This window comes from Amycolatopsis sp. EV170708-02-1 (assembly GCF_022479115.1).
Classification (GTDB): domain Bacteria; phylum Actinomycetota; class Actinomycetes; order Mycobacteriales; family Pseudonocardiaceae; genus Amycolatopsis.
Window position 1 is genome coordinate 2,522,308 of the sequence record NZ_CP092497.1, and the last position, 26,816, is coordinate 2,549,123.

A 26,816-nucleotide genomic window follows, 5' to 3' on the forward strand; every position below is an offset into this window, starting at 1 on the left:
TCGCGGCCTTCGTCGGCACCACGATCGAGTGGTACGACAACTTTTTCTAAGGTGCGCTGACCAGCCATTATGTAGTTGTTGATCTTGTCAGGCCGTCGTCAGGCCGTCGCGGAGTCGGAGGCCGGTTCAGGCCGTCGACGGGGCTTGAACGTCTTGTTGGCCGCCAGTCGGGCGCGCTTGTGGCTGTTCGGCACGAGGTGGGTGTAAATGCGGAGGGTGTAGCCGGGGTCATGGTGACCAAGGTATTCGGCGACTTCCTTGATAGAGACGCCGTTGGCCAGCCAGGCCGACGCGCAATAATGCCGCAGGGCGTGCATGCCGTCACGTCGTTTGCCGTAGTCGTACCCCGCCGCGCGGACAGCGGGACCCCATACCTCGTTCGTGAAGTTCCCGCCCGCCACACGCTTGTGGCCAGCGTGCCCCGATACTTGCCCAACTCGTCAGAGTCTTTGTTGATCAACACCCGCACCGTGACCAGATCACCGCCGGGGTGCAGCCAAGGGAGCGTGAGCGTGGCAGGCTCGAACATCTCGCAGTAGTCGTCGATCGCGTCGAGGACCCCTTCCCCGAGCGGCACCACGCGCGTTTTCCCACCCTTGGGAGGCGCGAACACGGGAACCTTCCCGATCCACCTGATTTGCCGCTCTACACGCAACTCAAGGGCGTCACGGTCGATATCGTCCGGACTGGTCCCGAACATCTCCATCTGCCGCAGAGCGCACCCGCCGCCGAGCGGAACCATGATCTGATACACGGGCGGCAGCGCGAGCTGCACCTTGTGGATCTTCGCATCAGGCCAGGGAACGATCTTCCGTTGCTCCGGTTTCGGACGCCGGACACTCTTGGCCTTGCACGGGTTCGCGCGGATCTTCTTGTCCGCCACCGCAGCCTCCAGGATGGCCGACAGCAGATCCCACAACTGTGCCCGGTAGGACGCCTCCACTCCCGCTGTCTTCTCGTCGCCCTCTTTGAGCCATTCCAGCCAGTCCCGCAATGTGTCCACTTTGGCCACAACCTCAAGCGGCTTATCCCGAGCTTCGGATACACGCGCGCCTTCAATCGGTGCGCAACCGTCTGCATGGTCGACGCGTCCTGCGACTGCCCCTTAAGCCACTGCGCCGTGTAGACACGGAGACTGATCTTGCCCGCGTCCGGATCGATGTACTCACCCGATAGCACATCGTGTTGCATTTTGGTCAGGAACGCCTTCGCCCTTCCCAATTGCTTGTCCGGAAACGACTTCGCCCGCTCCTTGCCGTCCTCATCGTAATAGTGGACCTTGTACCGTTCTCCTTTGCCGAACAATTCCGTCTTTTCCCGCACCGGACGGCCGTTGGCATCGAAAACAAGGCGCTTGCCTTCCTTTTTCTGCCGCCACCACCGGTCTTGAACGTGACCTTTCACCGGGTAGTCCCTTTCTCTTCGAGGTTGCCGAAGCATCGGCGTCCCATAACACGACGACGAGGGACCCGGGCCGCCATGACAGAACGACCCGGATCCCCGCCGGTTAGGAGCTGGACAGCTTCGCCAGCCATGCCCTCACTTGTCCGGGCGCGTAGCGCACATGCCGCCCGACTTTCATCCACGGCGGACCCGATTCACCCTCGGACCGCCAATTTCGTAACGTCTTCTCCGGTATCCGCAGGAACGACGCCAGCTCGTCCGGCGTCCACAACGCCTCAACATCGGCCACATCCGTGCTCACCTGATCCCCCTTCCCCTCGATCAAGCAGCCCGCAGCCCGATTGCCGAAGTTTCGGGACTGTCGTCACCGGGTGGACCTTGCGCAGCGAGTAGCGCCCGGCCGTACTCGGCCCGCCAGGTGATCCGTTCGGCGATGGCGCGCATCACCAGGTGGTCCCTCGGTGGGCAGTGGGTGTCGCCGGGTTCGACCTTGCGCCAGACGAACCGATCCGCCGCCGGTTCCTCTTTCACCACCCCGATATCCGCCAGCGCCGACACCACGAACGCCTTCCGGTCCGCCTTGTGATCGGCCACCGTCTTGCCCGACCACTTCCGCGACACCAACACCCGCCGACCCGGCAGCCCGAGCGTCGTCCGACGGTGAGCGCGTCCCTTGCAGCGTCCGGGAACGGTCTTTCCGTTGGCTCCCTTGGGGTTGATGCCGTACAGCAGCCACACCGCGCACCGAGGCGAACACGGGGTCACCGACAGTTCAGCGTGAAGACGGTCGTGGTGATCCCGCTGCGCCGCAGTGTCAGCGTCGACCACCTCACCCGTCGACTTCGTCAGGTACTTGGTCAGGTAGCCGATATGACGCCCGGATTCCTCCGTGCCGCCCAAGATCCCCTTGGAGTGCACCTGACGGCCGAACGTGACCACGTGCGCCGGTTCCTCCACCGCCTCCCGAGCTTCGTCGAACGACGGCAGAGGCTCCCGCGTGTCCGGGTCCACAAACGAGCGGGAATCCATGTCCCACAACGGTTCCCGGTCCGTGTACACGATCTCGTCATGGTTGGGCCACCACACCTGATGGTAGGTAGCCTCCGTGACCATCCTGATGACTTCGTGGGAGATGGAGCCCCGGAGCGCGGTGTGCAGGTGCGGAGCCGCCCGCCGTTGGGGTTCCACGGTGGCGAAGTACTGCACATCCCAGCCGACCACGCGCCGCAGGTTCTGCCACCACCTGTCCACCAGCGCCGAGAAGTGCACCGCGTCCCGAGCCGCCCGCCGGTAGTCATACGTCGACGGGTTCACCGGCGAACCATCGGACCGCACCGGGCCGTAGGTGTCGCAGGTGAGCGTGACGAACATCGACGGCCGGAACTTCCCCGCGTACTCACGACCCACGGTGGTCTTGGCGACCTTGCGCCGAGGCAGGTTCGGCGCATCCTGCCGCCGCTTCGTGGACCGCTTCACCGGACGCTTCTCCGGAACGTCGAGAGCGGGCAGGCGCCCCGTCATCCCGGACGCCCGCAGCTCCTCGTCCACCGAGGCGACCTCTGCCCGCAGCTCCTCCGCCTCGACCTCATCCCCGGCTTCGATCGCGTCCCGGTAGTGCGCCGCCAGGTCAGCCCGGAACTCCAGTAGCTCCGTTTGCGTCTCTGACGGCCTCTCGCGGGTGATCACGGGTTCTTCGGTCATGTGCCAGCCCTCGCGGCACTGTGCCTGCCTCAGCGCCTTTGCCTTGCGAGCACAGGGAAGGCACACCGACTCCACAGTGGACCCGCACGGCACAGGCACGTAGCGGATCTCGCCGGTTTCGGTGTCTCCGACCTCCATAGTGAACGGCCGAACACACACGCCGTGCTTCTCCGCAGTGGCCTTCACGACCTCCGCTGACAGCGTCCCGCGGCTTACCCTGACCCCTACTCCATTCGGGGGTGCCGGCCGGGCGTCCGCACCCGCTTCTACCTGCGAATTCGTGATTTCGGTGGTGGTCATGCCGTCCCCCTCTCGCCGCGCCGATCTGACAGGTGCACCACCGACGCGCCACCGTTGGTGACGTAGTGCTCCAGATGCTTGACCGTCTGATCGGACACCCAGCCCGCCCGCACACGCAGCGGTTCGCGGATGCCCTCTCCCCACACGTAGCCGACACCGGCCGCCGACTCCGGAATCCGGTTCGCCCACGCCCCGCGCTCGAACGCGCCGTCACCGAGCACCATCGGAACCTGCGACTTGGACGTCACCCGCAGCGCCACCCGCCGGGGCAGCAACTCCCGCACCGGAACGGTTTCCTTCGTCGGCTCCTGCACATAGCCGCGCACCGTGAACAACAGCGCACGGCCTTGCGTGGCCAGCACTGCTACCCGCTCCACAATGGCCTCACGGGTCTTGCGGTCGGTGTAGCGGGTCAACGCGCCGATCTCGTCGAACTCCAGAAGCTCCAACGGATACTCCGTCGAGAGCGGCACCTCACGGGTGTTTCCCGCGAAGACGCGCTTACGGTTCTCCAGCTCATCGATCAGCGCGTCCAGGATCTCCAGAGCCTCCTTACCGCTCTGGCCGTAGCGGGTGAAGATCCCGCGCCCGTAGGACAATTCCATCGCTTTCGGGTCGATCCCCGACACACGCACCAGACCGGCCCGGATGGCCGGGGCAGCCGACACCAGCGGCGACCACATCACCGAGCCCTTACCGGCCCCGGTCGCGCCAGCCACCAACGTGTGCGCGCCACGACCCATCAGCGGCAGCGTCCACGGCGTGCCGTACTCCGTCGACCCCGCATAGACCGCCCGCAGATCCACCCCCGACCCGTCGGTGGGCAGCAGCTCCGGGACAGGCAGGCACGTCACCGCCGCGTCGAGCAGATCACGGCGCATGAAGTCGATGGACACCACATTGGGTTCCAGCTCCCGCACCTGACACCGCTGAACCTTGCGCGCCACCGCCAGCTCCCGCGCGACCTCATCGAAGTCTTCCGGCTTCTGGCCCGGAACCAGCCGGACCCGGACCTCATCCCACGACGGGCCGGAGCGCACGGACAGCAGTTTCGGCACTGCCACCCCGGATGCCTGCCGAGCCTTCGCGACCGCCTCACGCTTACGCCGACGTGACACCAGATTCACCGTCACATCAACGGGAATCGCGTCATCCCGGACAGTCAGGCCGCAGGCGTGCAGCCAACCGGCCAGCTTCCGACCGTAGAGCGCCCAGCGCAGCCACCACCCGCGCAGCCACCGACCGCACCACTGGTCATAGCCCACCTCGTCCAGCCGCCACCACACCAGCAGCACGACCGCCAGCACGCCCACCGTGACGACGAGCGAGATCCAGCCCAGCCAGGTGCACCAGGCCCACAAAGCCAGCAGTGCCAGGCAGGTACGCCAGCGCGTGACCAGTTGCCGAACAATCCAGCCGACCACCCGCAACAGGCCCCACAGCGCCATTCCGAGCACCGCCAGCGCGGCCAATGCCTCCAGCACACTCGCCAGGACACGGCCGACCTTGGCCAGCACCCACAGCACCACCGCCAGACCGCCGCCGACCGCAAGGGTGGTCATGATCTCCTGCGTGTTCATCGCCGACCACCCCGCAGACCAGCAGCGGGAACCACGATCGGCAGCGGCAGCATCCCCATGCACGGGGAGCACTTCTCCTCACCCGGCAGCAGCCGAGCGAACCGTTTGCATTCCGTACAGCGCGTTCGGGTGACCCCCGTTGACGCGCGCCGCGTGTCATCATTTATCTTATTCATTGTTCACTTGCTCCAGTGGACAGGCGCAGAACCGGTTTCAGTTTGCCGACCAAGGCCGGTTCTGCGTTCTTATGGGACACTTTTAGCCGCGTGAGGACGTGTTTATGTATCGCACGTCCTCACGCGCGTTTTTGTTTCTATATTGACTTTTCGTTCGGTCTATCTGAATTAGTAGCGCGAGATTCGATCCGCTCCCCACTGCGTCGAAGCCTGCCTGCCGGGTGGGCGAAGCTGAACACCCTCGGCCAGCAGGACCCGCCGAGTCTGGCCGCAGCTCATGCCATGAATGTCAGCCAGTTGCTGAATCGTGTGGCCGCCGTTGTAAGCGTTCACCAGACCCGGAGGCGCTGGCGGCAGCGGGACCTTTGGGGGGCGAAGCTTGACCTTCGCACCGAGGAGCGCCGTTCGGACCGCCCGATAGCTGAACCCGTATTGCTGAGCCAGGCCCTCGATAGTTCTCCCCTCATTCACGTAACGGTCGGCAAGCTCGACGACCACGTCAGAATCAAGCGCCATCAGCGAGTCTCCGCCTTCTCTTTCGCGATCCTCGCCGCCAGCTCCTCCGCCTTGTCTTCCTCGTGTGCGACCCAGTACCGAATCTCGTGATGATGGAAACGGTCCACATCGGACACTGCGCGGTACATCTTTGCGTTGGCCTGCCGCCATTTCAGCCACGTTGCGAGGTTCGAGCCCGGCAGCGGCCGAGTGGACGCCGCAACGTGGTGAGCATCCTTGAGCGTTTGCGGCTCATTCCTGCCCGGGGTAGTCATCACAGACCCCGTTCCTTGCGCGGCTTTCGAGCAGCGCCGCCAGTTCGTCCGCGCAATCGCGGAGTCGGCGAAGGAAGGCGGCTCGGTCCGGCCAAGTGCTCCGGTCGCCCGGGGCCTGATCAGCAGCAGGCCAGCCGTACCCGACAGCACCAGCGCCGGGGGTGATTCCGGACTCGAACCAGTCTCCTCCACTGTCGCCTCGTCCCACCGGGAGATCACCCATGTCGGACCGAACCCCTCCCGCATACTCGTCACCTCCTGCCCTGCGTTCCCACTCCCGTGCTTGGTCTTCGAACGCTTGCGCGGCCGAGCCCACGGCGGCAACCACCCACCACGGCTGATCACGGTCACCGGCCAACGCCCGCCAGGCCTGCGCGACCGACCGCGACGCCGCCGCCATCTCCCAGGCAACCTCCGGATTCGTGCCCCGCGACCGTGCGTCCGCGTCCGACGCGTCCCGATAGGCGCGATAGGCCGTCTCCCACGCTGATACCCGCTTGTTCGGCATCACGACACCACTTCCCTGTAGAAGTCAGTGCCGTCACGCGGCCTTGGCCGAGGACTCACCCGCCGTCGACCGGGCCGCCTTCCCACCCGGGGCCGAACCCGAGCCACTCGCCGCAGCCTTGAACCCGGTCGCGCGGAACATGTAGGCCAGGTACTTGAACTCGCCCTGCCCGGTCACCTTCGGCTCAGCGGTCAACCCGTCGAGCTCCACCGGCCGCATCCCCGGCATCACCTCCGCCGTCGTCGGCACCGGCTGCACATCAGCCAGCAACGTGATTTCAAACGATGCCCGCTTCGCCTTCGCCTCACCCGGATCGGTCGCCGTGAACTTCCACTGCCGCTTACCCGTCACTTCATCGACCCTCTGCCGCACCGGCCGCCCCTGCGCCTTGTCCTCACGCGACTGGTACTCGTTGTCCGCCGACACCTCTCCCACCATCACCAGACCCATAGGGAACGCGTCGTCGTGCTCGATGCTGAACCGGATACCTTTTTCGATCGCCATGTCGTGTTGAACCTTTCCGCTTGTCGTTTCCGCCTTTACCGGCGTACCTACAACAATCGGCCAAACAGGTGTCCCGTCACGACACCATGGAGTACTCACCTGAACGCATCGCGTGCTCATGTTGTCTCATCTTGTCTTGTCTCGCGTGCTAGATTGGTCTCATGAGCACCGATACGGCCACGTCGGAGGCCCGCCCCATCGTTCTCAAAGTGCTGCTCAGGGGACGGCACTTGCAGAGCTACCGCGCGTTCTGTCGCGAGTACGACAAGGTGGCCGAGAGGGTCGACAAGAGCCTACGAGGCGGCGCCCCCAGCAAGGCCCAGTTCTATCGGTGGCTATCCGGTGACATGGTCGGCCTTCCCTACGCCGACCATTGCCGCATCCTTGAAGCAATGCTCCCCGGCTGGCAGGCCGAACAACTCTTCGAGCCCCACGACGGCGGAATCGAGTTCGTACCCGAACCACCGAGTGCCACCCCGGAGCAGCCCGAGGAAACTCGCCTCGAACCCGAAGTGCGCCGCGCTCCGTACGGAAGCCAAATCGGCGAGGAATTTACTCTATCGGTTCCCCGTGCCGAATTCGGCGAAGCGAAGATCGACGTATTTTCCCTACCAAACCCCCAGCCCGGAAGTCTCCTGGATCTCAACTGGGAAACTTTTGGCCTTGGCATTGAACGACTCGGAAGCCAGATCAAGAACCTCGGAAGCCGTCTCGACGTCGATATTTGCTTCGGCATCAACGAGGCCGGATTGGTAATGGCTACCTTTCTTTCTTCCTCACGGTTCTCGCGATGCCCTATCGGATACCTTCGCTGCAACAAGGTTCGCGGCGGAATTGAACTCGATGACGCTTCCGTCTTCCCGGAATCAAAAGACCATCCCACGATCGTATTGTGCGATTTCGAAGTCAAACACTCGGACGCAATTGGTTACCTCGCAAAACAGGTCCGAGAGCGCTACCCGACGGCAGACCTCTACTTTGCGGTGTTTGGCGCCATGACCCACGGGGACGACCCCCGCGCGTACAGCTTTGACGACCTCGCGGGCGTGCAAAACCTGCGCAAGGCAGACTTCTCGGCTATCTTCATCGCTGCAACCATGAGCCCGCCCGGCATTGAACCCCCATTGGAACTGCGCTAAACCTCGAAGGTGGCCAATCAATGAAGCCCGACAGCTTGATTCCTGATCTGGCGGCAAATATCGCCAATTCAGTCAAGGCAATGATGCTCGAAATACGCCCGCGGCTTGAATACGCCGCCCTTTCAGGCAAGCGTAGTGAGCATGAAAACCTACGACACAGTGACAACTTTCTCTCAGACTTCGACCTCTGGATGCACCAACGCTACAAAGAGGAAATCGCCAAACACGTCCGTTCGTTCGTGTACGCCTCAGAGGAAGCTGATCCCGAGGTGATCGGCCCGGACCCAGACCCCGATCTGTGCGTCTTGGTTGATCCGCTGGACACGAGCGAACTTGCCGTGCGGGGCCTGTACGGCTACACCCACATCATGGTCTACTCGCGCTCGCTTGCGCGACCGATCGTTTCGGTGATCGGAGATATCTTCCATCACATTCAGCTCTACATTGGCGCGCGAGATGCACAAGGCGTGGACCGCGCGTTCATGGTTACCGCCGACTCGACGGAATACGTTCTCGATCGACCGTCCCAAGCCTCTCTGTCGCAAGCGTTGGTCACCAACTACCTCATGCGGCCAGACACACGGTTTGTCTCCCTTGCACAGCAAAGGGATTTTCTCGCTGCGCTCAGCGCGCCGTCCGCCGGGGACAAGAAGAAGGGGCGCATTGGCGTCGACTTCGGCTCGGTGAGCTTGTGTCATGTGGCCGCAGGGATGACCGATGCCACCGTCGAATTTGCCAAGGGTTTCGCCATCTGGGATCTCGCACCAGGCCACTACATACTTCACGCAGCAGGCGGGGCCGTCATCGACCTGCACGGCCGACCGATCCCTCTTGACTACGGCTTTCATTCGCTTGCCGACATTGGTGCAGCGATGGACCCGCGCCAAAAGTTCATCGCCGCCGGTAGCGCCAGCCTTGCCGACGAGATCCTGAAATCCTTGCGCGTGTAGCCCCTCTGTACCTCTCACTTCGGCAGGCGACGGCTACATGCGTTGCCTGCCGAATTTGGCTCTATGGGATCAAGGCGCCGCCGTTGGCGGCGCGCGGGTCACCACCCGTCCGGCGGGCTACGCCCAGGAGGCGACGCCGGCCTCCCGCTCCGCTCCGGCAGGCGCCGCCGGGCGAGCCCGCCGCAGGGCAGCACCCGCAGCGCGCCACCAACGACGACGGAGACCCAGGAGCAACACGGCCAGGTCACCCGACCCACCCGACTGACGTGGAGTGGTCACCGGGGCTCCCTCGCCTTTCAGCGTCTAACACCGGCCCGCCCGCATCAAGGCGGGAAAGCGTGCCTTGACACGACCGAACCGGCGCTAGAGGCAGCAGGGACGAGGGGGACGGGGGCAGAACAGGGACCGGCATTGGGCCAGGACACAGCGATAGCCCCGCCTCTTGTTCTGAAGCGGGGCTATCGTTTCCTGCTTTCCCACATGATCAGGTTGCTAACACCCAGCTCGAACCCGGGCATGACCGCCTGCCCGCCAGGCCGTCTACAGGCCGTCAGACGACAGGACACGGCCGGACACAGCGGGACACAACCGGTCCGAAAGAGGCAGGTCAGAGCACCTTTAGCCCCCCAGGCACCGAGGTGGCATCCACCAGGCATCAAGTTGTACGACTTCTTCCTCTACACCTCCGCCGCGGCGCTGGTGTTCGGCAAATTGTTCTTCCCCTCCAACGATCCGCTGACCGGCACGCTGCTCGCGTTCCTCACCTACGCCGTCGGTTTCCTCGCGCGGCCGATCGGCGGGCTGGTGTTCGGGCATTTCGGCGACCGCGTCGGCCGGAAGAAGCTGCTGGTGCTGAGCCTGCTGCTGATGGGCGGTTCGACCTGCGCGATGGGCATCCTCCCGACGTACGCCTCCGTCGGTGTCCTGGCGCCGATCCTGCTGACACTGCTGCGGCTCGTGCAGGGTTTCGCGCTCGGCGGTGAATGGGGCGGCGCGGTGCTGATCGTCTCCGAACACGGCGACGACAAGCGGCGCGGGTTCTGGGCGTCGTGGCCGCAATGCGGGGCTCCCGGCGGGAACCTGCTCGCGACGGCGGTGCTGGCGATCCTCGCCGCGACGCAGTCCGACGAGGCCTTCCTCGGCTGGGGCTGGCGGATCCCGTTCCTGCTGTCCGGGGTGCTCGTGGTGATCGGGCTGTGGATCCGGCTCGCGGTCAGCGAATCGCCGGCCTTTCTTTTGGCAAGAAAACACAGTCTCGCGGCTCAGAACAACGGCGCAACCGAACACGCGCCGGTCGTCGAGGTGTTCCGCAAGAGCTGGCGCGCGGTGCTGATCACGATCGGTTCGCGGATGGCGGAGAACGTCTCGTACTACGTGATCACCGCGTTCATCCTCGTCTATGTCACCACCGGGCTGAGCCTGCCGAAATCGGCGGGGCTCAACGCGGTGCTCATCGGCTCCGCCGTGCATTTCGTGACGATTCCCTTGTGGGGCAAGCTTTCCGACCGGATCGGCCGACGCCCGGTCTATCTGTTCGGCGCGATCGGCATGGCGGTGTGGAGTTTCGTGTTCTTCGCGATGCTCGACACGAAGAATTCCGCCATCATCATTCTCGCGGCGACCATCGGTCTGGTGCTGCACGGCGCGATGTACGGCCCGCAGGCCGCGTTCTTCTCCGAGCAGTTCCCGACACGGGTGCGCTACACGGGCCTTTCGGTCGGCGGGCAGCTGTCCTCGATCGCGGCCGGTGCGGTGGCGCCGCTCATCGCGGTGGCGCTGTTCAAGGAGTTCGGCAGCACGGTCCCGGTCTCGCTCTACGTGGTCGCGATGTGCGCGCTGACCGTGATCGCGCTGCTCGCCGCCCGTGAGACCAAGGGCGAGTCCCTGCACACCGAGGTACTCACGGAGCGCGGTCACGTGTCAGCATGACCGTTGTGGACAGTTCCCCGCAGTTGCGCCGGCTGCTCGAACTGCTCGCCTCCGGGGCGGGCAGCGAGCAGCTGGCGCACGTTCCTGTCGACCCGAAGGCCACCGAGCTGGCGCTGCGGATCCGGGACACCGTCGCCGAGCACCGGCGGCGCGAGGCGGAGCTGGCGGCGTTGTTCGACACGGCCAGCGACCTCGCGCGGCTGGACGATCCGGACGCCGTCCTCCGGTCGATCGTGCGGCGGGCGCGGGCGCTGCTCGGCGTGGACGTCTCGTATCTCAGCCTCAACGACGAGACCGAAGGCAAGACCTACGTCCGGGTCACCGACGGCTCGGTTTCCGCGTTGTTCCAGGACATCGTGCTCGGGATGGGCGAGGGGCTCGGCGGGCTGGTCGCCCAGACCGCGCGGCCGTACGCGACGGCGGATTACTTCAACGACAAGCGGTTCCGCCACACCTCGTCGATCGACACCGGGGTACTCGACGAGGGGCTGACCGCGATCCTCGGGGTGCCGCTGGCGATCGGCAGCAAGGTCATCGGGGTCCTGTTCGCCTCGGACCGGACCACACGGGAGTTCTCGCCCGACGAGGTCGCGTTGCTGTCTTCGCTGGCCGACCACGCGGCGATCGCGCTCGACAACGCGCATCTGCTCGACGAGACGCGCCGAGCGGTCGCCGAGCTGAACGCCGCCAACGCGACGATCAGCGCGCACAACGACGCGATGCGCCGGGCCGAGGACGCGCACGACCGGCTGATGGATCTCGTGCTGCGCGGCGGTGACCTGGCCGAGGTCGCCGCCGCGGTCGCGGACGTGCTCGGCGGCGCTATCGCGGTCTACGACGCGGACGGCGCCGTCCTCGCCCGGACCGACGGTGAGCTGAGTCTTTCGCGTACCGCGGTTTCCGCGTCCAGGACGAGCGGGCGTGCGGTGTCCACTGAGGACGGTTGGCTGTGCGCGGTCCAGGCGGGGCAGGAATTCCTCGGCAGTCTGGTGCTCGGCGGCGGGCCGTCGCTCGGCGAGGCCGACCGGCGGCTGTTCGAGCGGGCGGGCGTGGTCACCGCCGTGCTGCTGATGCAACGGCGGTCCGTCGCGCGCGCCGAGGACGAGGTGCGCGGCGAGCTGCTGTCGGATCTGCTCACCGCGCCCGGCCGTAATCCGGCCGCGCTGCTGGCACGCGGTCGCCGCCTGGGAGTCGATTTGTCGACATCGCACGCGGTGCTGATCGCGCATTCCGACGACGTCTCCCGGCGACGGCTGGCCGCGGCGGCTTCGCGGCACGCGGATCTGGTCGGGGTGCACGCCGACGAGGTGGTCCTTCTGGTTCGTGGCGCGGATCCCGGCGCGCTGGCGCGTTCCGTGGCCGCCGAACTGGCGTCCACAATGGACTGCCCGGTGACGGTGGGCGCGGCGGGCCCGGCGGCGTCACCGACGGAGCTGGCCGTGGCGCACGCCGAAGCCGCACGTTGTGTCGCTTCACTCCTCGCGCTGGGCCGGGCGGGGGAAGGCGCGAGCATGGCCGACCTCGGATTCGTCGGGCTGCTCCTCGGCGAGCACGCCGATCTCGGCGCGTACGTGACCGCAACGATCGGCCCGGTGCTCGACTACGACGAACGCCGCGGCACGGATCTGATCGGCACGCTCCGCGCGTATTTCGCCTGTGGCGGCAACTTGACGCGGGCGAAGGACCTGCTCCACGTGCATGTGAACACCGTCGTGCAACGGCTGGACCGCATCGCGTCGCTGCTGGGCGAGCAGTGGCAGGCGCCCGAGCGCGCGCTGGAACTCCAGCTCGCGCTCAGGCTGCACCGCCTCACCAGTGACCGAAACGGATGACGTCGTCGAATTCTCGGCGGGCGACCGTGGTCGGCGAGGAGCCGGGCGACGGACCGGATTCGGCGCCGTGCCCGAGCGCCACGACGCCGATCGGGTCGTGATCCTCCGGCACGCCGAACTCGCCGTGGAGCCGGTCCACGCTTTCCGGCGCGAGCCCGAAGAACACCGCGCCGAGACCTTCGTCGACGGCCGTCTGGAGGATCAGCATCGTCGCCATCCCGGTGTCGACGTCCCAGTACGGCACGCGCCACCACGAATCGTCTCGATCGGCGAAACCCTTGTCCGGCTTGGCATAGCGGTCGAGGTACGCGTTCTTGACCGAAAGCGGCACGATCGCGACCGGGGCCGTGGTCACGGTATCCGGTGCCCAGCTCGCGCCGAACTCCCAGAATTTCGCGAGTTCTTCGCCGGTGAGGACGAGAAATCCCTGCCCCTGTGAGAATCCGGCCGAGGGGCCTTTGAGCGCGTTGCGCAGGATGCGCCGAAGGCTCGCCTCGGCGACGGGCTCGTCGGTGAACTTCCGGACCATGCGACGGCGTCGTACGACGTCCTGGAATTCCATGGGATCAGCTTAGTGCGCAGGTGGCCGACAGGTCACCGCTCGCACGCGGGATCGTCGCCGAAGCGGGCGGGCGGACGCCGTCGAGCCAGCCTTCGAGAGCGCTGAAAGCCGTGCGGAAACACGGGCCGATCGGACGCAGCCGGTCCGGATATGCGTCATACAGGCCATCGACGTGGTTGCCGTCGACGATCCGGTAGTAGCGCTGCAGCCCGGCGCGGCCCTGCTCGGCGATCATCCGCTGGTAGACGTCGGAATCGCGGGTGATCGGCAGGAGCGTGTCGAGGGTTCCGTGCAGGGTGATCAGCGGTTTGCCGATCCGGCCGGTCAGCGAGACCCGTTCGACCGCGCGGTGCACCGACGGCGGGCGAGCGGCGTAGTCGTAATCGGTCCCGGCGAACGACGGGTCGAATTCGGCCTGATAGATCCGCTGGGTCAAGCCCCAGTAGACGTCGTTGTGGTACTTCCAGAGGAATTCCGAGCCAGGCGCGAAACCGGCGCCGAGGATTTCCTGGTGGGCTTGCGCGGAACCGGCGGCGTACGCGGGATAGGCCTTGATCGCGGGCGGCAGGAAGGTGAACAGGTTCGGGCCGTCTTCGTGCCAAAGCGTGCCCTCCCAGTCGATTCCGCCGTCATAGAGCCACGGCCGGTTCTCGAGCTGCCAGCGGACGAGGTAGCCGCCGTTCGACATCCCGGCCGCGAGGGTGCGGCTCGGCAGGCGTCCGTAGCGGTGCGCGACGGCGGCCTTCGCCGCGATGGTCAGCTGCGTGACCCGCGAGTTCCACTCGGTGAGCGCGTCGCCCGGGCGACGTCCGTCGGCGTGGAAGTCGGCGCCCGTGTTGCCCTTGTCTGTGGCGGCGAACGCGTAGCCGGCGGCGAGGACCTGGTCGCCGATCGCGCGATCGTTCGCGTACTGCCGCCGCACCCCGGGTGACCCCGAAACCACGAGGCCGCCGTTCCAGCGATCGGGCAGCCGCAGCACGAACTGCGCGTCGTGGTTCCAGCCGTGTGTCGTGTTGGATGTCGACGAATCCGGGAAGTAGCCGTCGATCTGGATACCGGGAACGCCCTTGGGGGCGGGGAAACCGGCGGAGGTGAGCCCGGCCCAGTCGGACTGGACGGTGTGCCCGGTGGCCAGGGTGCCGGTGGTGGTCAGATCGTCCAAGCAGGACAGTCGTTGGGCCGCGGCGCCGGGAACGCGCACGTTCCCGCAACCGCTCGCCGCCTGGGCGGGGGTGGCCAGTGCCAGCATCATCGCGAGGACCAGGAAGAGCCGCATCGGCCGACGGTAAGCGCGGTTCTCGGATGGGGGTACCCGGCGCGACCACACAAAACGGGCCGTCGCTGTGGTGTTCTCCCACGTGGGAAGTGCGCATCGGCGGTTTTAGCCTGAGGTGATGCGAAAACTCCTCATCGGCGCGGTGGTTTCGACATTGGTCCTTCTCTTCGCGACTCCGGCACAGGCGGCGACGATCCGTCCGGTGACCGGGTTCGGGAGCAATCCCGGTGCTTTGCAGATGTTCGAATACGTTCCCGACGGGCTGCCGTCCGGACGTCCGGCGGTGGTCGTGCTGCACGGCTGCACGCAGGACGCCGCCGGATACGCGCGTGGCTCCGGCTGGGTCGGGCTCGCGGACAGGCTGCGGTTCAAACTCGTTCTGCCGCAACAGGTCTCGGCGAACAACTTCAGTAAATGCTTCAACTGGTTCCAGGCGGCCGACATCAAGCGCGGGTCCGGAGAAGCCGAATCGATCGCGCAGATGGCGCGGTATTCGGCCGGGAGCCGGACGTACGTGACCGGCTTGTCGGCCGGTGGTGCGATGACGTCGGTGATGCTGGCCGCGTATCCGGAACTGTTCGCGGGCGGTGGTGTCGTCGCGGGGCTGCCTTATGGTTGCGCGACCACGATGATCGACGCGTACTCCTGCATGAACCCCGGCAAGGATCTGACCCCGAAGCAATGGGGCGACAAGGTGCGGGCCGCGGGCACGGGGTCGCGTTCGCCGGTCAGCGTCTGGCACGGGACCGCGGACTACACAGTCGCTCCGATGAACATGCGCGAGCTCTCCGAGCAGTGGACCGACGTCGGCGCGGCAGTAGACACGCACGCCGTCACCGGGATGGGGCACGGTCAGCCGATCGCGCCGGGAGCCGGCTGCGGGCAGGCGGGGCCGTATCTGCTGGACGTCGGCGTATGCGCCGCAGCGGAACTCGCGGCGAAGTGGCGGCTAAGCGAGGACGGCGTCCAGTAGCCCGGGGAAGCGGGCGTGGACGTCCTCGGTGCGTAGCTCGACCCAGCGGGTCCGGCCCTCGACGAACGTCGTCGTGAGGCCGGCCTCGCGCAACACCTTCCAGTGGTGGGAGAGCGTCGGCGCGCTGATCTCGACGTCGTACTCGGTGATGGCGCAGCTTCGCGGCGAAGGGTTGCTTCGCAGGGCGCGGATCAGCTCCAGGCGCACGGGATCCGCGAGCGCCTGGAGCACCGGCACGATCTCGATCTCGTCGACCGACGGCTGCGGCAGCGTGCTGCTCACTTCACTCCAAACTATTTGACAGTCATCGAATAGTCCCGCCACTATACCTCCCATGACGATTCGACGATCATCAAATGATCGGCTCGCTCTGGGGGCTCTGCTGGTACTCGCCGTCGGGACGTTCACCGTCGGCACCGACGGATTCGTCCTGAACGGGCTGCTGCCCGCCATCGCCGCCGACCTGCGCGTTTCCGAAGCGGTCGCGGGTCAGCTGACCACGGTCTTCGCGGTGACCTACGCGATTTCCTCGCCGCTCATCGCGGCTTTCACCGGACGGCTCGACCGGCGCTGGGTGCTCGGCGCTGGGATGGTGCTGTTCACGATCGGCATGGCCGGTCAGGCGCTCGGCGAATCCTTCGCCGTGGTCGCCGTCGCACGCGTGCTGGCCGCCCTCGGCGCCGCCGCGTTCCAGTCCAACGCCTATGTGCTCGCCGGTGCCCTGGCGTCGGACGAGCGCCGCGGCCGCGCGCTGGCCACGGTCTCCAACGGGATGAGCGTGTCGATGGTGCTCGGCGTGCCGATCGGGGTGGTGGCGGGCAACTGGTTCGGCTGGCGCGCGGTGATGTGGGGGATCGGCGCGGTGGCGCTGGTCGTCATGCTGCTCGTGCCGCTGCTGCCCGGGGTTCGGATGCCGACGGTGTCGTTGCGCGACAGGCTCGCCGTCGTCGCGCGGCCGCCGATCGCGCGCGTGCTCGGCGTGAGCGTTCTCGGCACCGCTGCGGGCTTCGCGGCCTTCGTGTACTTGCCGGTGCTGGTGGCGCCGGTGGCGGTGGGCGCGACGATCTCGTGGCTGCTGGTCGGTTTCGGGATCGGGCAGATCGCGGGCAACGCTTTCGCGGGCCGGGCGACGGACTCGCTGGGGCCTTCACGGGTCCGGTCGATCTCGCTGATCGGCACGGTCGTGACGTTCGCGCTGCTGGACGTCGCCGTGCTGAGCCTGCCCAGCTCGCTCGTACTCGCGCTGGCTTCGGGCGTTTTCGGCGGCATGCTGATGGTGCCGCAGCAGCACCGGCTGTTCTCGCTGGCGCCTGACGCGCCGACGGTCGCCATGGGGCTCAACGGTTCCGCGATCTACGGCGGCGGGGCCCTCGGTGCCGCGCTGGGTGGCGTCGTGCTGTCGTCGGCGGGTGTCTGGTGGGTCGGTCCCGTTGCCGCCTTCGTCGCTCTGCTGGGGTTTGCGCTTTCGGTCACTTCGCGCGCGAAGGTGCCCGAGCCCGCCTGACCGAAGTGGTAGCAAGGGACCTTTGCTATCGATTGCGTAGGCATGCTAAGTACCGCGTTGGGCCGCTGGACACTGGGAGCTGCCCAGGCTGGCGCAAGTGGTAGCAAAGGTCCCTTGCTCACTTTTCGCAGGTCAGAGGCCTACTCGACCGACCAGCGCTGCTCGATACGCGCGAATCGCCACACGAGGAGCGCGAAGAGCCACGTAAGCACGAAGAGCGCGACGACCGCGTAGCCCACGTAGTCCAGGCTCAGCGACCCGATCGCCGCGAGCGGCCCGGTCGTGATGCCGAACCGCTCGGTGATGATCGAGACGACCTCGATCGTCCCGATGAGCAAGGCGACCGCGACGGAAAGCGCCGTCACGATGAGGTTGTAGTAGATCTTCCGCACCGGCTTCGCGAGCGCCCAGCCGTACGCGTAGTTCATGAAGCAGCCGTCGGCGGTGTCGAACAGCGTCATCCCGGCGGCGAACAGGATCGGCAGCACCAGGATCGCGTACCAAGGCAGCGAGAACGCCGCCGCGCCGCCGGCGAGCACCAGCAGGCTGATCTCGGTCGCGGTGTCGAAGCCGAGACCGAACAGCACACCGATCGGGTAGATGTGCCAAGGCTTGCGCACCGCTTTGGTGGCGCCGCGGAGCAGCCGGTTCATGAAGCCGCGGTTGTCGAGTTGCCGTTCCAGCGCCGCTTCGTCGAACTCGCCCCGCCGCATACGCCGGAACACCTTCACGATGCCGACCAGCACCACCAGGTTCATGATCCCGATGAGGTACAGGAACACCGCCGAAACGGACGTCCCGATCAGCCCGGTCGCCTGGTGCAGCGCCGACGAATCGTCCTCGACGGCGCCGGCGAGCGCGCGCACGCCGAGCGACAACAGCAGGCACAGGACGAACACGATCGTCGAGTGCCCGAGGGAGAACCAGAAACCGACCGAAAGCGGCCGCTGCCCGTCGGCCATCAGCTTGCGGGTGGTGTTGTCGATCGCGGCGATGTGGTCCGCGTCGAAGGCGTGCCGCATGCCGAGCACGAACGCCGTGACGCCGAGGCCGACCCCGAACACGCCCGTGGCGCCGAGCTCGTACTGGCGCGGCGCCACGAAAAGCGTCAGGACCCCCCAGCCGATGACGTTGAGCGCCAGGATGAATCCGGCCATCCCGGCGACGGACACCCGTTCGCGTCGCGTGAGCGCGAAGCGTCGGGATGAACGGGTCTGTCCGCCGGTGTTCAGCTCGCGCGCACCCTCAGGGAGTCGAGAGCCTTTCGTACGTGGCCATCGCTGGCCGTCAGCGCCTTCGCCGCACTCGCGACGTCTTCGCCGGACAGCAGATGGACCAGCGCGACCTTGAGGTCGCCTTCGGCCTCGGTGAGCGCGTCGGAACAGTCCGCCATGCTCATCCCGGTGGCCTCGCGCAGGATCCGGATGGTCCGCCCGCGCAGCTTCGCGTTGGTCGCCCGCATGCTCACCATCAGGTTCGAATACGTACGGCCGAGTTTGATCATCGTCGCGGTGGAGAACGCCGTGAGGATGATCTTCTGCGCCGTGCCCGCCTTCATCCGCGTCGATCCGGCGATCGCCTCGGGGCCGGTGTCCACCGCGATGAGGACGTCGACCCCCGGCGGCGTCACCGCTGCCGGATTGCCCGAGACCAGCGCGGTACGGGCACCGAGACGGCTGGCCGCGGCCAGCGCGCCGAGCACGTAGGGCGTCCGGCCGGAAGCCGTCAGCCCGAGCACGAAGTCGCCCGGCGCGACGGACTCGGCCACCTCGGCGGCTCCGGCCTTCGCGTCGTCCTCGGCGTCTTCGACGGCTTGGCGCAGAGCGCGCGCGCCGCCCGCGTGATGCGCGATGAACCAATCGGAGGGCACGTTGAACGTCGGCACGAGCTCCGCCGCGTCCAACGTCGCCAGCCTGCCGGAAGTACCGGCCCCGAAGTAGTGCACTCGGTGCCCCGACCGCAGCGCTTCCACGGCGAAGTCGACCGCCCGCGCCACCTGCGGCAGCACCGCGGCGACGGCTTCGGGGACCCGGCGGTCCTCGGCGTTGATCGCGCCGAGGATGCCCATGGTCGACATCAGGTCGATGTCGGTCGTCCGTGGATTGCGCTGTTCGGTTGGCGAGTCGACGTGCACCACCTGGCGTGGGACGGTCATCATGCGCCTCACTTTTTCGCTCATTTGCCGGTTTCCCGCGGCCGCCGCCTGCCGTCGGGCCGGACGCCCAGACGGTGCGAGCCAACCGCGTCCCTGGTCGCGTCGAGCGCGTTGACCGACGCGTCCATGTGCCGCTGCGCGACACCGATGAACAGGCAGTCGATGACGGTCAGCTGCGCGATGCGACTGGCGGTCGCACCCGAGCGGAACGTCGTCTCCCGCGCGGCCGTGGTCAGCACGTGATCGGCGACCTCGGTGATCGGTGAACGCGGGAAGTTCGTCACGGCGACGGTGATCGCGCCGTGCTCACGGGCCACCCGCAGCGCCTCGACGGTGTCCGTGGTCGCGCCCGTGTGGGAGATGCCGATCGCGACGTCGCCGGGGCTCAGCACGGCGGCCGAGGTGAGCATGATGTGCGTGTCCGACCAGGCGAAGCTGACCCGGCCGATGCGGTGCAGCTTCTGCTGCAGATCCGCGGCGACGAACGCGCTCGCACCCACGCCGTAGACGTCCACGCGGCCCGCTCCGGCCACGATGTCGATCACGCGCTGTAGCGACGGGACGTCGAGCTGGTCGGCTGTCTCCTCCACGGCGCGCGCGTCCGCGAAGCTGACCTTGCCGATCACCGCGGCCAGGTCGTCCTCCGGCCCGATCTCGCCGCCGAGATTGCGGGTCGACCGTGCCTCGGACCGGGCGGTGTCGGCCGCCAGAGCGATCCTGAGCTGCGGATATCCGCCGACGCCGACCGCCTTGCAGAACCGCGTGACGGTGGTTTCGCTGGTGTTCGCCGCGAGCGCGACCTCGGTGATGCTGCGCCGCGCGACCTGCGCGGGGTCGTCGAGGACGACCTTCGCGACGCGCTGCTCGGCCCGGGCGAGCCCGGGCAGGAGGGAGCGAATCCGGACGAGCGGGCTCGCGTCAGCGTCCCGTGTCGGCTGCGCCGGCACGGCCTCGGACGGTGCGGCCGCGATTACGGATTCGGTATCGCCCACCGTGGGAAAGTTACTAACCGTTGGCATCTGCGACAAGGCTACCCACACCCTTCGGGAAGATCGCAACCTATCCGTGTCTGCGGATTCGATTTGCGATTAATCGTTGACCAGAAAGTCGCTAACCAGGTCGAGGCCGTTAACGAGGTCGAGCTAACGACTTGGCAACTTAGTGTCGCGACGCAAGGGGCTGTGTCCCGGTCAACGGGGCGGTCCGGTCAGCACATCGGAGCCGATTGGCTACCTAGTGCTCAACTTCCAGCCGGTAGCGACGAAAGTAGGGGGATTATGCTCACTGTCCAGCAGTATGCGGCCGCGTTCAGTGACTTTCACACCGTCCAAGGAAATTCCCCGTCCGGTGTAACGGGCATCGGTCGTGTAACGCCAGCGGAGGGTGATTTGTGAGCTTTGCGACACCTCGGCGGCGGCCCGCCACCAAGCGCGATGTCCGTGCCCGCCGAGCCCGGTCTGCTCCCCGGCGGGAGCACCTGGTCCGGACGCACGCAGGGTAATCGATTTCCAGGTGGCTCCGCCGTCGGTACTTATTTCCAGGAACAGCGAATCCGAGGGCCCTTCGGTGTCCACGAAGGTGTCGAAAGAGACCTTCAGCGGCCCACCGCGCGTCTGTAACGGCGGAGTCGTGAGCGTGGCCGTGGAGACGTCCCCGGCGCCGCTGAACCACGCGTCGCGGCCGCGCGCCGGGCGGACGGCCATCGCCTTCGCGAGCGAACTCGCCCACGTCTCCCTGGCGAGGTTGATCGAGCCCCAGCTCCGCGTCGGGTGCACGCGGTTGGTGAGCAGGATCGCGAACGACCGCGACAGCGGATCGATCACCAGCGAGGTCCCGGTGAAGCCGGTGTGCCCGGCCGTCGAGGGCGCCGACAGCGCGCCCATGTACCAAGGCTGGTCGAGTTCGAAGCCGAGCCCGTGCGCGTTGTCGGGGAACTTGTGGTTGTAGTTCGTCAGCATCGCTCGCACGGTCTCCTCACGCAGGATCCGGTGGCCGCGGTACGCGCCGCCGTTGAGGATCGTCTGCGCCAGCACCGCCATGTCGGGGGCCGTGGAGAACACGCCCGCGTGCCCGGCGACGCCGCCCAAGGACCAGGCGTTCTCGTCGTGCACTTCGCCGCGTACGAGCCCCCGAGGAGGCTTCGCGGCGTACTCGGTCGCCGCGACCCTGGCGAGTTTCGACGCCAGCGGGTTGTACCCGGTGTCGGCCAGCCCCAGCGGGGCGGCGATGCGATCCTGGACCACCTTGTCCAGCGGCGCGCCGGCCACCTTCTCGACCAGGAAACCGAGCGTCAGCAGATTGATGTCGGAGTAGAGGTACGTGCTGCCCGGCGCGTTCTTCAGCGGGCTGTCGAGGACGGCCTTCCGGCGGGACGGGATGTCCGGGTAGCCCTCCCACAGCGACGGGAGCGGTGTCGCGGCGAAGCCGGAGACGTGGGTGAGCAGCTGCTGGACGGTGACGGCCTCCTTGCCGTTCACGCCGAATTCCGGCAGGTACCGCACCACCGGCGCCGAGATGTCCAGCTTGCCCGCCTCGGCCAGCTGCATCACCGCGATGGAGGTGAACAGCTTCGAGATCGAGGCCATGTCGAAGATGGTGTCCGCGCGCATCGGCACCTGCTGCTCGGGCGGCAGTTCCGTGCCCTTGGCGTCGGCGTAGCGGACCGCGCCGCCGACGGCCTGGCGCTCGACGATCACGCCGTCGTGCGCGAGCAGGCCGACCGCTCCGGAGAAATGCGGATGCCCGGTGACGTCCGGTTTCGTCCAGCTCTCGATGAACCGCTCGGCCGCCTTGATCGGCTCCGGGTCGAGGCCGACGTCGGAGGGCGCGCCGTCGCGCAGCACGGTGGACGCGGGCGCGAAGCCGCCGCGCGGCTTGTCGAACCGGCCGGCCGCGCCGTCTCCCTGTTGTCCGGTACCCGGAATCGCCTGTGCTCCCGCCGTCGACAGCGTGGTCGCCGCGACCAGTACGGAGACGGCCGCGATCAGGATCTTCCTAACACGCAAGGTCGTTCCTCTCAGCGGTAGATGAGATGGCGGCGGCGTTTCCGGTCGAACTCGGCCAGTTCGGCCTGCCAGGACCCGACGATCTCGTCCGCTCCGGCGCCCTTGTCGATCATCGTGCGCAGCCTGTCGGAGCCGGAGAGCTTGTCGAGGAAGTTGTCGGGGCGCCACTTGAACTTGTCCGGGTGCACCTGTTTCGCGGTGACGAACATGGTGACCGCGGTGCGGATGGCGTCGAACGCCCGCGGGTCCGTGATGGTCACCTGCACGCCGCCGCAGGGCTCGTTGACGAACTTGCCGAACGTCGGCACGAAGTACGCCTCACGGAACTTCACCCCGGGAAGCCGTAGCTCGCCGAGCTTCTCGCGCCAGCGCCAGTCGAGGCCCGGCGCGCCGATGATCTCGAACGGCCTCGTGGTGCCCCGGCCTTCGGAGAAGACGGTGCCCTCGAACATCCCGGTGCCGGGATAGACGAGCGCGGTGTCCGGCGTCGGCATGTTCGGGCTCGGCGGGACCCAGGTCAGCCCGGTGCGGGCGAAGAGCTGATCGCGGCGCCAGTCCCGCACTTCGACGATTTCGAGCTTGCCCGGCGTGACCCCCTCGGCGGGCAGGAACTCGGCCGCGAAGAACCGCGCGAGCTCGCCGACGGTCATGCCGTGCTGCTGCACGATCGGCTTCCGGCCGACCCCCGAGGCGAACGCCGGGTTCAGCATCGGCCCGGCGGCCTTGCCGCCCAGCGGATTCGGCCGGTCCAGCACGACGACCGCCGCGCCGACCTTCGCCGCCGCGACCATCGCCGTGTACAGCGACCAGATGTAGGTGTAGAACCGTGCGCCGACGTCGGCGATGTCGAAGACGACGGTGTCGACGCCCGCCTTCGTGAACATCCCGGCGAGCTTCGTCGCGTCGGCGCCGTACGCGTCGTAGACGGGCACGCCGGTGCGCGGATCGGTGTAGTCGCCCTCGGAACCGCCTGCCTGCGCGCTGCCGCGGAAACCGTGCTCCGGCCCGAACGCGGCGAGCGGCCGGACGCCGGCGGCGACCATCGAGTCGACGATGTGGTCGCCGCTCGCCAGGACACCCGTCGGATTCGACAGCACGCCGAGCTTGCGGCCGGACAGCGGCGCCCAGCCCTTGGCGGCGAGCACGTCCGCGCCGGTGCGGGTGAGCGGGGGACCTTTGCTACCACTTTCCGGCTGGGCCCCCGCGACAGAGGACCCGGCCGTCAGCGCGGGGACCGCGAGCGCGCCGGTGGCGAGGAAGTGGCGGCGGTTGAGGTTCACCAGGTCAGCCCGTGGCCGAAGGGGTACTTCACCGTGCCCACGTCCTTGCCCGCGGGGACGTCCACCGGCAGCTTGCCCTGCGGCGTCACCTTCCCGAGGATCACCTTCGCCAGCGCTTCGAGCGAAGGCGTGATGTAGCCGTACGTGGCGAGCCATGTCTTGATCGGGTTCTCGTAGCCGGCGTCGTAGGGGATCTGGGCGGCGACCGCGACGACGGGCTTCCCGGTGTCGGCCAGCGCCTGCAACAGCTTGCCCTGCAACGGATACGTGCCCACGTTGTTGGTCAGCACGACGACGAGGTCGACGTTCTTCGCCGCCGCGACGGCCTGCGAGATCTGCGCGTCGGTCGGCGTCTGCCCGGTCTGCACCGCGGTCGCCTGCGTGCCGTGCGCGGTGAGCTTCGCGGCCAGCGACGCCGTCGTGCTCACGCCCCAGCCGGTCACGAGCGTCTTCGCGGGCTGCTGCTTGAGCGGAAGGACGCCGCCGTCGTTGCGGATCGCGGTGACCGACCGGTCGGCGATGCCCTGCGCGGTCGCGAGGTTGGCCGGGACACCGACCTTCGACATCACCTTCGCCGGGTCGACGAACGGCGAGGTCAGGATGCCGCGGTTCAGTTTGAGCTTCAGTACCCGCAGGACGCTCTCGTCGATGCGCCGCTCGGTCAGCTCGCCCTTGCGGACGGCGTCGAGCACCGAGTTGATCGCGAGTTCGAGGTTCACCGGCATGAGCAGCTGGTCGATGCCCGCCTTCAGGGCCAGCACCGGGATTTCCGCGTCGGTGTGCATCTCGCGCACCGCGTCCATCGAGAGGGAGTCGGTGACGACGACGCCGCGGTATCCGAGCTCTTCGCGCAGCTTGCCGGTGAGGATCGGCTTTGACAGCGTGGCGGGCTCGCCCGACGGGTCGAGGCTGGGGAACTGGATGTGCGCGCTCATGATCGAGTCGATGCCCGCCTTGATGGCGGCCTTGAACGGCGGCACGTCGGTCTCGCGCCAGCTGGCCTCGCTCCGGTCGATCCGGGGCAGTTCGTGGTGACTGTCGGTGGCCGCGTCGCCGTGGCCGGGGAAGTGCTTCGCGGCGGCGGACACCGTCTCGGAGCGCCGCCCGGAGTTCTGGAAGCCCCTGACCTGGGCTTCGACGAACTGGCTCGCCAGCTCCGGGCGGCCGGAGAAGGAACGGACGCCGATCACCGGGTTCGCCGGGTTCGAGTTCACGTCGGCGTCGGGGGCGAAATCCTGGTTGATGCCGACGGCGCGCAGCTCGTGCCCGAGGATCCGGGCGGCGTCCTGCGCGGCCTTGGTGTCACGACCGGCCGAGATCGCCATCGCGTTCGGAAGCTCCGTGGCGGGGGCACCCATCCGGGTGACCGTGCCGCCTTCCTGGTCGGTCGCGATCTGCAGCGGGATGCGGGCGCCGCTGCGGAGGGCGGCGCGCTGGAGGCCGTTCGACAGCTTGGCGACCTGCACCGGGTCGTCGAAGTTGTCGCGGCTGTCGTTGTTGAAGTAGATGACGCCGCCCAGGTGGTACTTCTCGATCACCTGCGCGGGGGTGTCCACGCCGAAGTCGGCCTTGTTCTTGGCGTTGACCTCGTCGGCCGATTTCCCGTTCACCCACGTGACGAAGAGCTGCCCGACCTTCTGCTCCAGGGTCAACCCGCGCAGCGTCCGCTGCGCCTCCGCGTCGGCCGTCACCGGCTGCGCGGTCGCCGGAACACCTGCGACACCCAGGGCGAGCAGGCCCGCGAGGGGCAGGGCGAGCGCATGGATCCTCCGATGACGGGCGTGCGCGATTCGGGTCGTCACCTCAAGCCTCCCAGATTCGTGCCTGACTCTCAGATGGAAAGAAGTCCACCTGGAAGCACTGATATCCGGAAGCTACCCACGAGCACTTTGCTTGTCCATCGGCCACCCGCACGAACGGTCCGTTCATACACAAAGGGACGCGAAGGGGCCTGTCACGCTTGAAAACGTGGGCAAAACACTGGCGGCGCCCGTCGGCTAGAAGCCGGCGGGCGCCGCCAGTCAGTGCGGACCACTCGGGCGACCAAGCGTGCAACTCTGGTCGTACCTTCATGGACTCGGCGTCCGGCGTCCCGGTACGCAGTCCCTAGACGACGAGCCTCCCGCGGCGCGCTGCGCGTGGGTACCCGGTGTCCGCACACGGAGATTCGCCGGGGTGGAACAGGCTTCTCTTCTACCTGTTCCCTGGCCGACCGAACGTCCGCACCTACTTTCTACGCCGTGAGCCGGGTCACTTCAAGTGCGCAGACGGGTGCACCGGTACAGAGGCTCGATCTAGTGACACGGGCACCCTCCGCGACGGACAATTCGCGGCTCTGACTGCGAAAACCGGCTGGGTACCGCCGTGTGGGTGTGCGCTCAGCGAGTGCGTTTGCGGCGGTTGTAGCCGTACCAGGTCGCCCCCGCCGCGAAGGCGCCGAGCGCCACCAGGCCGGCGGACCGCGCCGGGATCCGGGTCCGCAGCGACATCGGATGCTCGAAGGCGAGGATCTCCCAGCCCTGTTCCGTCGCGTGCTTGCGCAGGACGCGGTCGGGGTTGACCGCGTGCGGCCGTCCGACGACCTCGAGGAGCGGGATGTCGGTGCTCGAGTCGGTGTACGCGTGGCACTGGGTGAGGTCGTAGCCGTACGTCGCCGCGAGCTGCTTCGCGGCGACGGCCTTGTTCTCGCCGTAGCAATAGAAATCGACTTCGCCCGAGTAGCGGCCGTCCACGATCTGCATCCGTGTGGCCACGCTGCGCGTCGCGCCGAGCATTTCGGCGACCGGCGCGACGACCTCCTCGCCCGTCGCCGACAGGACCACGACGTCGTGTCCGTCCGCGCGATGGGACGAGATCAGTTCCGCGGCCTCCGCGTACACGAGCGGATCGACGACGTCGTGCAGTGTTTCGCGGACGATCGCGGACACCTGCGCGACGTCCCATCCGGTGCACAGCGCGGAAACCTCGGCACGCATCCGCTCGGTCTTCGCCGCGTCCGCGCCCGCGAGGGAGAAGACGAGCTGGGCGTACGCACTGCGAAGGGCGGCTCGGCGGTTGATCAGGCCTTCGCGCAAAAGCGGCTTACTGAAGGCCAGGGCGCTCGATGACGCGATGATCGTCTTGTCGAGATCGAAGAACGCCGCGACCTGGCTCGGCGTCGTGCTGGGTCGGTCCACTCGCCAAGGATAGGAGAGCCGGGCGGCCGGGCGCCCGTTGGTCGACCACGATCGGGATACGACGGTGGAAAATTCACGACCGCGTACCCGGT

23 protein-coding genes are annotated in these 26,816 nt (G+C 67.2%); 6 read left to right on the forward strand and 17 right to left on the reverse strand.

The window, feature by feature from the left end:
- Positions 1–98 precede the first annotated feature (98 nt).
- From MJQ72_RS11540 to MJQ72_RS11570, 7 genes are all read right to left on the reverse strand, one after another.
- The gene (locus MJQ72_RS11540; RefSeq protein ID WP_240599201.1) at positions 99–317 is read right to left on the reverse strand and encodes a tyrosine-type recombinase/integrase; all 219 of its coding nucleotides are present in this window, start codon (positions 315–317) and stop codon (positions 99–101) included.
- 1,190 nt (positions 318–1,507) lie between these two features.
- Positions 1,508–1,705: a helix-turn-helix domain-containing protein gene (locus tag MJQ72_RS11545; RefSeq protein WP_315860817.1), complete on the reverse strand. Its 198-nt coding sequence runs from the start codon at positions 1,703–1,705 to the stop codon at positions 1,508–1,510.
- Positions 1,706–1,725: 20 nt separating this feature from the next.
- Positions 1,726–3,405, reverse strand: coding sequence for a replication initiator (locus MJQ72_RS11550; protein WP_396426917.1), 1,680 nt, complete (start codon positions 3,403–3,405; stop codon positions 1,726–1,728).
- Positions 3,402–4,985 carry an FtsK/SpoIIIE domain-containing protein gene (locus tag MJQ72_RS11555; RefSeq protein ID WP_240596917.1) on the reverse strand — a complete coding sequence of 528 codons (1,584 nt, stop codon included), beginning with the start codon at positions 4,983–4,985 and terminating at the stop codon, positions 3,402–3,404. The genes MJQ72_RS11550 and MJQ72_RS11555 overlap by 4 nt, the downstream gene beginning before the upstream one ends.
- A gap of 344 nt (positions 4,986–5,329) precedes the next feature.
- Positions 5,330–5,677 (reverse strand): helix-turn-helix domain-containing protein, encoded by a 348-nt coding sequence (locus tag MJQ72_RS11560; protein ID WP_240596918.1) that lies wholly within the window; start codon positions 5,675–5,677, stop codon positions 5,330–5,332.
- Positions 5,677–6,177: an AMED_5909 family protein gene (locus tag MJQ72_RS11565; RefSeq protein ID WP_240599202.1), complete on the reverse strand. Its 501-nt coding sequence runs from the start codon at positions 6,175–6,177 to the stop codon at positions 5,677–5,679. Before MJQ72_RS11565 ends, MJQ72_RS11560 begins: the two co-directional genes overlap by 1 nt.
- Before the next feature lie 295 nt (positions 6,178–6,472).
- Positions 6,473–6,943 (reverse strand): hypothetical protein, encoded by a 471-nt coding sequence (locus MJQ72_RS11570; RefSeq protein WP_240596920.1) that lies wholly within the window; start codon positions 6,941–6,943, stop codon positions 6,473–6,475.
- 161 nt (positions 6,944–7,104) lie between these two features.
- On the opposite strand from MJQ72_RS11570, the gene MJQ72_RS11575 reads away from it, so the two are divergent.
- The 4 genes from MJQ72_RS11575 to MJQ72_RS11590 all read left to right on the forward strand — a co-directional run bounded on the left by MJQ72_RS11575 (position 7,105) and on the right by MJQ72_RS11590 (position 12,793).
- Positions 7,105–8,082, forward strand: coding sequence for a hypothetical protein (locus tag MJQ72_RS11575; protein ID WP_240596924.1), 978 nt, complete (start codon positions 7,105–7,107; stop codon positions 8,080–8,082).
- A 20-nt stretch (positions 8,083–8,102) separates the two neighbouring features.
- Positions 8,103–9,032: an inositol monophosphatase family protein gene (locus tag MJQ72_RS11580; protein ID WP_240596922.1), complete on the forward strand. Its 930-nt coding sequence runs from the start codon at positions 8,103–8,105 to the stop codon at positions 9,030–9,032.
- A gap of 516 nt (positions 9,033–9,548) precedes the next feature.
- Positions 9,549–10,961: an MFS transporter gene (locus tag MJQ72_RS11585; RefSeq protein ID WP_396426984.1), complete on the forward strand. Its 1,413-nt coding sequence runs from the start codon at positions 9,549–9,551 to the stop codon at positions 10,959–10,961.
- Positions 10,958–12,793, forward strand: a complete 1,836-nt coding sequence (locus MJQ72_RS11590) for a GAF domain-containing protein (RefSeq protein WP_240599203.1) — start codon at positions 10,958–10,960, stop codon at positions 12,791–12,793. Before MJQ72_RS11585 ends, MJQ72_RS11590 begins: the two co-directional genes overlap by 4 nt.
- On the opposite strand, the gene MJQ72_RS11595 is transcribed toward MJQ72_RS11590, so the two are convergent.
- Together MJQ72_RS11595 and MJQ72_RS11600 are read right to left on the reverse strand one after the other, a co-directional pair.
- The gene (locus tag MJQ72_RS11595; RefSeq protein WP_240599204.1) at positions 12,771–13,355 is read right to left on the reverse strand and encodes a nitroreductase family protein; all 585 of its coding nucleotides are present in this window, start codon (positions 13,353–13,355) and stop codon (positions 12,771–12,773) included. The two genes, MJQ72_RS11590 and MJQ72_RS11595, sit on opposite strands and share 23 nt — an antisense overlap.
- A gap of 4 nt (positions 13,356–13,359) precedes the next feature.
- Complete coding sequence (locus tag MJQ72_RS11600; protein ID WP_240599205.1) at positions 13,360–14,631, reverse strand: tannase/feruloyl esterase family alpha/beta hydrolase; 1,272 nt, start codon at positions 14,629–14,631, stop codon at positions 13,360–13,362.
- Positions 14,632–14,749: 118 nt separating this feature from the next.
- Between MJQ72_RS11600 and MJQ72_RS11605 the strand changes: the two genes are divergently transcribed.
- On the forward strand, positions 14,750–15,604 hold the full coding sequence (locus tag MJQ72_RS11605; RefSeq protein ID WP_240599206.1) for a PHB depolymerase family esterase: 855 nt from the start codon (positions 14,750–14,752) through the stop codon (positions 15,602–15,604).
- Here the strand turns inward: MJQ72_RS11605 and MJQ72_RS11610 are convergent.
- Positions 15,581–15,886: a helix-turn-helix transcriptional regulator gene (locus tag MJQ72_RS11610; RefSeq protein ID WP_240599207.1), complete on the reverse strand. Its 306-nt coding sequence runs from the start codon at positions 15,884–15,886 to the stop codon at positions 15,581–15,583. The two genes, MJQ72_RS11605 and MJQ72_RS11610, sit on opposite strands and share 24 nt — an antisense overlap.
- Before the next feature lie 52 nt (positions 15,887–15,938).
- On the opposite strand from MJQ72_RS11610, the gene MJQ72_RS11615 reads away from it, so the two are divergent.
- The gene (locus MJQ72_RS11615; RefSeq protein ID WP_240599208.1) at positions 15,939–17,108 is read left to right on the forward strand and encodes an MFS transporter; all 1,170 of its coding nucleotides are present in this window, start codon (positions 15,939–15,941) and stop codon (positions 17,106–17,108) included.
- Between the two features lie 140 nt (positions 17,109–17,248).
- Here MJQ72_RS11615 and MJQ72_RS11620 read toward each other — a convergent pair whose 3' ends face one another.
- From MJQ72_RS11620 to MJQ72_RS11650, 7 genes are all read right to left on the reverse strand, one after another.
- Positions 17,249–18,280 carry a HoxN/HupN/NixA family nickel/cobalt transporter gene (locus MJQ72_RS11620; RefSeq protein ID WP_396426937.1) on the reverse strand — a complete coding sequence of 344 codons (1,032 nt, stop codon included), beginning with the start codon at positions 18,278–18,280 and terminating at the stop codon, positions 17,249–17,251.
- Positions 18,281–18,336: 56 nt separating this feature from the next.
- Positions 18,337–19,266: an N-acetylmuramic acid 6-phosphate etherase gene (locus MJQ72_RS11625; protein WP_240599210.1), complete on the reverse strand. Its 930-nt coding sequence runs from the start codon at positions 19,264–19,266 to the stop codon at positions 18,337–18,339.
- 17 nt (positions 19,267–19,283) lie between these two features.
- Positions 19,284–20,282, reverse strand: coding sequence for a MurR/RpiR family transcriptional regulator (locus tag MJQ72_RS11630; protein WP_370323676.1), 999 nt, complete (start codon positions 20,280–20,282; stop codon positions 19,284–19,286).
- A gap of 210 nt (positions 20,283–20,492) precedes the next feature.
- Positions 20,493–22,268, reverse strand: a complete 1,776-nt coding sequence (locus tag MJQ72_RS11635) for a serine hydrolase (RefSeq protein ID WP_240599211.1) — start codon at positions 22,266–22,268, stop codon at positions 20,493–20,495.
- Positions 22,269–22,279: 11 nt separating this feature from the next.
- Positions 22,280–23,548 (reverse strand): exo-beta-N-acetylmuramidase NamZ domain-containing protein, encoded by a 1,269-nt coding sequence (locus tag MJQ72_RS11640; RefSeq protein ID WP_240599212.1) that lies wholly within the window; start codon positions 23,546–23,548, stop codon positions 22,280–22,282.
- Positions 23,545–25,350, reverse strand: a complete 1,806-nt coding sequence (locus tag MJQ72_RS11645) for a glycoside hydrolase family 3 protein (RefSeq protein ID WP_240599213.1) — start codon at positions 25,348–25,350, stop codon at positions 23,545–23,547. The genes MJQ72_RS11640 and MJQ72_RS11645 overlap by 4 nt, the downstream gene beginning before the upstream one ends.
- 576 nt (positions 25,351–25,926) lie before the next feature.
- The gene (locus MJQ72_RS11650; RefSeq protein ID WP_016337846.1) at positions 25,927–26,724 is read right to left on the reverse strand and encodes an HAD family phosphatase; all 798 of its coding nucleotides are present in this window, start codon (positions 26,722–26,724) and stop codon (positions 25,927–25,929) included.
- Positions 26,725–26,816: the final 92 nt, after the last annotated feature.